Consider the following 4,923-nt stretch of genomic DNA (forward strand, 5'->3'; position numbering starts at 1 on the left):
CTCGAGCAGCTTGAACTTGTCGATCGTGATGACCCACGCCGCGAGCAGCCCCGCCGCACCGGTGATCACCAGAAGCAGCGCGAAACCCAGGGAACCCCCGGCGCTGCGGGCAGCGCCCGCTCCGTCGTCGCCGGTGGAGGAGGCGCTGTCGCTTGCCGTGGTCGTCTTGCTCATCACGCCGTTCCGTCGCTTGGGGTGGTGGCCTGCTGGCAGCCTCATTCTGCCGCACGCTCCTGTGTGTCCACCGTTCGATGGTCATAAGCATGTACGGCCGACGGTCCCGAAGTGTTCGCTCCGACGGGACGCTCCCTGACATGACGACACACGCGCGAACAGAAAAGAGCGGGGCACGCGCGTGCCCCGCTCCTTCGCCTGCTCCAGAGGCCCGGCTACGCCAGCTTGGCCTTCAGGACAGCCACGATCTCGTCGACCGCCACCGCGTCCTGCTCGCCCGACTCCATGTCCTTGAGCTGGACGACGCCGTCGGCGAGGTCGCGTTCGCCGGCGACGATCGTGAAGCGGGCGCCGCTGCGGTTCGCGTTCTTCATCGCACCCTTGAGGCCCTTGCCGCCGTACGAGAAGTCGGCGGAGACGCCGGCCCGGCGCAGCTCCGTCACCTTGGAGAAGAGGACGCGGCGCGCCTCGTCACCGAGCGGGACCGCGAACACGCTGGTGGTGGAGGGGAGTTCGAGCTCCACTCCCTCCGCCTCGAGCGCCAGGACCGTACGGTCGACGCCGAGAGCCCAGCCGACGGACGGGAGCGACGGGCCGCCGATCATCTCGGAGAGGCCGTCGTAGCGGCCGCCGCCGCCCACCGCGGACTGCGAGCCGAGACCGTCGTGGACGAACTCGAAGGTGGTGCGCGTGTAGTAGTCGAGACCGCGGACCAGCTTCTCGTCGTCCTCGTAGGCGACGCCCTCGGCGGTCAGGAGCTCACGGACCTGCTCGTGGTACGCCTTGCAGCCGTCGCACAGGTAGTCGCGCAGCGAGGGTGCGCCGACGAGCTGCTTCTGGACCTCGGGGCGCTTGTCGTCGAGGACGCGCAGCGGGTTGATCTCGGCGCGGCGCAGGGTGTCCTCGTCGAGGTCGAGACCGCGCAGGAAGTCCTGGAGCGCGGCGCGGTAGACCGGGCGGCACTCGTTGTCGCCGAGCGAGTTCAGCAGGATGCGGAAGTCGCGCAGCCCGAGCGAGCGGTACGCCTGGTCGGCCAGGATGATCAGCTCGGCGTCGAGCGCCGGGTCCTCTGCGCCGATCGCCTCGGCGCCGACCTGCGAGAAGTGCCTGTAACGGCCCTTCTGGGGGCGCTCGTAGCGGTAGTACGAGCCGGAGTACCAGAGCTTCACCGGGAGGTTGCCGGCCTTGTGGAGGTTGGCCTCCAGGGCGGCACGCAGCACGGACGCGGTGCCCTCGGGGCGCAGGGCGAGCTTGTCGCCGCCCTTCGTCTCGAAGGCGTACATCTCCTTGGTGACGATGTCGGTGGACTCACCGACACCGCGCGCGAACAGCTCGACGTTCTCAAAGCCGGGCGTCTCGACGTAGCCGTAGCCGGAGTTCCTCAGCGGGGTGGAGATGGCGTCGCGCACCGCGAGGTACTTCGCGGAGTCGGGGGGAAGCAGGTCGTACGTGCCCTTGGGGGCCTGAAAGGTGCTCACGGAAGTCTCTCGTCACATTCCTCGTCGGGGAGCCTCGAAGGAGGTTCCCTGGCCGGCGGCCACCTGCCGCAGATACGGGTTGGTGGCGCGCTCCTGGCCGATGGTCGTCTGGGAGCCGTGCCCGGAGAGCACCACGGTCGAGTCGTCGAGCGGCAGGCACACGCGTGCCAGCGATTCGAGCATGTCGTCCATGGAGCCACCGGGCATATCGGTGCGTCCGATGGAGCCGGCGAAGAGCAGATCCCCGGAGAAGAACACGGACGGGATGTCCGCGCTCTCGGGCATCTTGAAGGCCACCGACCCCTTGGTATGACCCGGCGCGTGCGCCACGGTCAGGTCGAGGCCCGCCAGCTTCAGTTCGGTGCCGTCGCTCAGCTCCCGCACGTCGTCGGGCTCCCCCACGGTCAGCTCGCCCATCAGCGGCATACCGATGGAGCGGCCGATCCCCTTCTCCGGGTCGCTCATCATGTAACGGTCGGAGGGGTGGATCCACGCCGGGACGTCATGGGCCCCGCACACGGGGACGACGGAGGCGACGTGGTCGATGTGGCCATGCGTGAGGATGACCGCGACCGGCTTGAGCCGATGCTTCTTGAGCGCGTCCTCGACTCCCTGGGCGGCCTGGTGGCCGGGGTCGATGATCACGCACTCCTCACCCGCGGCGGGGGCAACCAGGTAACAGTTGGTGCCCCAGGCCCCGGCGGGGAACCCGGCAATCAGCACGATCGTCCTTCGTATGTCGTCCGGCGGAAGTGTGTCCGCAGAAGAATGCGGCAGATCAGAGCCTACCGGCGCTGCCGATTCCACAGCTAACCCATATACGGTACGGGGCACACAGCAGGCGGTCGTAACAGGTCCAGTTCAGACCAGGTTCGTCCCGTTCGGATCACTTCGCATCGGTTCGGAATCAGGTCTCGCGACGTACGAGGAGTAGACCCGGTGGTCAGCAACGATCAGCGGCGGCGGCAGCTCGCCCGGGAGAAGTTCTTGCGGCAGCAGCAGCGGCGGGAGTCCGCGCGGCGTAGGGCGCGCACACGCAACACGGTGGTCGCGTCGGCCTTGGCCGTGGTCGTGGTGGCGGGCGCCGGCGCGTTCGCCGCCGGGGCCTTCGACGGCAAGGACAAGAAGGACTCCGCGGCCTCCAAGCCGAGCGCGAGCCCCTCCAAGGCCGCCGACCCCTGCAAGAAGCCCGCCGCGGGCAAGGTGAAGGCGCTCAGCTGGAAGAAGGAGCCGGCGCTCACCGTCGACAAGGCGGCGGACTACACGATGAACCTCGCGACGACGTGCGGCGACATCGGCATCGACCTCAAGACGAAGGAGGCCCCGCACACGGTCAACTCCTTCGACTTCCTCGCCGGCAAGGGCTTCTTCGACCACACCAAGTGCCACCGGCTCACCACCAACGGCATCTACGTCCTGCAGTGCGGCGACCCGAAGGGCACCGGCGCGGGCGGCCCGGGTTACACGATCCCGGACGAGAACCTGAAGGACAAAAGCCTGAAGGGGAACGTGTACCCCGCGGGCACGATCGCGATGGCGAACACGGGCCAGAAGCACACCGGCGGCAGCCAGTTCTTCCTCGTGTACCAGGACAGTCAGTTGCCGCCGAGCTACACACCGTTCGGGACCATTTCCGATTCCGGCATGAAGGTGCTCAAGAAGATCGCCGCCGCTGGTGAGAGCACCGGGCAGGGCGACGGCGCCCCGAACGCCACCGTCGTGATCGACAAGGCGACCGTGAAGAAATCCTGACCGTCGGCGGTGAAATTTCGGTCGCGCGGGATGCGGACAGCCGCCCCGCCGGTCGCCTATGTTGGCCGTGACGAAACTGTGGACGATGCCCGGGGCCCCAAGGCGCCCGCAGGCATCATGTGGAGGAGGCGCTGTGAGCAGCGACCCGTGGGGCCGCGTCGACGAGACGGGGACCGTGTACGTGCGTTCGGCCGACGGCAGCGAGCGTGAAGTCGGTTCGTGGCAGGCAGGTTCTCCTGACGAGGCCCTCGCCTACTTCAAGCGCAAGTACGACGGCCTGGTCGTCGAGATCGGGCTCCTCGAGCGCCGGGTGCAGACGACCGACCTGTCGGCGAAGGACGCCACGACCGCCATCGAGCACCTGCGCGAGCAGGTGACGGACGCGCACGCCGTCGGTGATCTGGAGACTCTGGGCAAGCGCCTGGACAAGCTCGTCGAGACCGTCGACGCGCGCCGCGAGGAGCGCAAGGTCCAGAAGGCGAAGCAGTCCGACGAGGCGCGGCACGCCAAGGAGACCCTGGTCACCGAGGCCGAGGAGCTCGCCCAGAGCGAGCAGTGGCGCGCGGCCGGTGAGCGGCTGCGGGCGCTGGTGGACACCTGGAAGGGTCTGCCGCGTCTGGACCGCAAGGCGGACGACGAGCTGTGGCACCGCTTCTCGCACGCGCGCTCGGCGTTCTCGAAGCGCCGCAAGGCGCACTTCGCCTCGCTGGACGCGCAGCGCGAGGACGCCCGCCAGGCCAAGGAGAAGCTGGTCGCCGAGGCCGAGTCGCTGTCGAGCTCGACCGACTGGGGGACCACGGCCGCCCGGTACCGCGAGCTGATGACGGACTGGAAGGCCGCGGGCCGGGCCCAGCGCGAGCACGAGGACGACCTGTGGAACCGCTTCCGCGGCGCCCAGGACGTGTTCTTCGCGGCGCGCAGCTCGGTCTTCGCCGAGCGGGACGCCGAGCAGGGCGAGAACCTCAAGCTCAAGGAGGAGCTCGCCGACGAGGCCGAGAAGCTCCTGCCGATCGGGGATCTGAAGACGGCCCGCGCCGCCTTCCGCTCGATCAACGAGCGCTGGGAGGCCATCGGCCACGTGCCGCGCGACGCGCGTCCGAAGGTCGAGGGCCGGATGCACGCCGTGGAGCGGGCCCTTCAGGAGTCCGAGGAGACCGAGTGGCGCCGTACGAACCCGGAGGCACGCGCGCGTGCCGAGGGGCTCACCGGTCAGCTCCAGGCCGCGGTCGACAAGCTGCGGGGCCAGATCGACGCGGCCCGCGCGCAGGGCAACAACGCGAAGGCCGACAAGCTCGAGCGTGAGCTCAACGGCCGTCAGGAGCTGCTCGACCAGGCGCTCAAGGGCCTGCACGAGTTCGGCGGCTGAGCAGTCATCGCATGAGAGGGGCCCCCGGCGCCGGCCCCCGCGGGGCCCCCCCAGGGGGGGGGAGGAGAGGCGGGGGGGCCGGCTCAACCGGGGAACGGAGGGTAAGCGGTGGGGGTTTGAAAGCAAAGACGGGGGCCCGTGTGGGGGGGGGTA

At 69.2% G+C, this 4,923-nt stretch carries 4 protein-coding genes and 1 pseudogene; 2 read left to right on the plus strand and 3 right to left on the minus strand.

Annotated elements, in window-relative coordinates; translation table 11 throughout:
* The 3 genes and pseudogenes from ACWFR4_RS10085 to ACWFR4_RS10095 all read right to left on the minus strand — a co-directional run.
* Positions 1-174, minus strand: a pseudogene (locus ACWFR4_RS10085) (vitamin K epoxide reductase family protein); the annotation flags it as partial.
* A 215-nt stretch (positions 175-389) separates the two neighbouring features.
* Positions 390-1,652, minus strand: coding sequence for a histidine--tRNA ligase (gene hisS / locus ACWFR4_RS10090; RefSeq protein ID WP_453468996.1), 1,263 nt, complete (start codon positions 1,650-1,652; stop codon positions 390-392).
* A gap of 12 nt (positions 1,653-1,664) precedes the next feature.
* Positions 1,665-2,375, minus strand: a complete 711-nt coding sequence (locus tag ACWFR4_RS10095) for an MBL fold metallo-hydrolase (RefSeq protein ID WP_327577055.1) — start codon at positions 2,373-2,375, stop codon at positions 1,665-1,667.
* Positions 2,376-2,591: 216 nt separating this feature from the next.
* Here ACWFR4_RS10095 and ACWFR4_RS10100 point away from each other — a divergent pair, with 216 nt between their 5' ends.
* Together ACWFR4_RS10100 and ACWFR4_RS10105 are read left to right on the plus strand one after the other, a co-directional pair.
* Complete coding sequence (locus tag ACWFR4_RS10100) at positions 2,592-3,404, plus strand: peptidylprolyl isomerase (protein WP_453468997.1); 813 nt, start codon at positions 2,592-2,594, stop codon at positions 3,402-3,404.
* A 133-nt stretch (positions 3,405-3,537) separates the two neighbouring features.
* Positions 3,538-4,770 carry a DUF349 domain-containing protein gene (locus ACWFR4_RS10105; protein ID WP_453468998.1) on the plus strand — a complete coding sequence of 411 codons (1,233 nt, stop codon included), beginning with the start codon at positions 3,538-3,540 and terminating at the stop codon, positions 4,768-4,770.
* Positions 4,771-4,923 lie beyond the last annotated feature (153 nt).

The sequence above is a fragment of the Streptomyces sp. NPDC055140 genome (genome assembly GCF_053607285.1).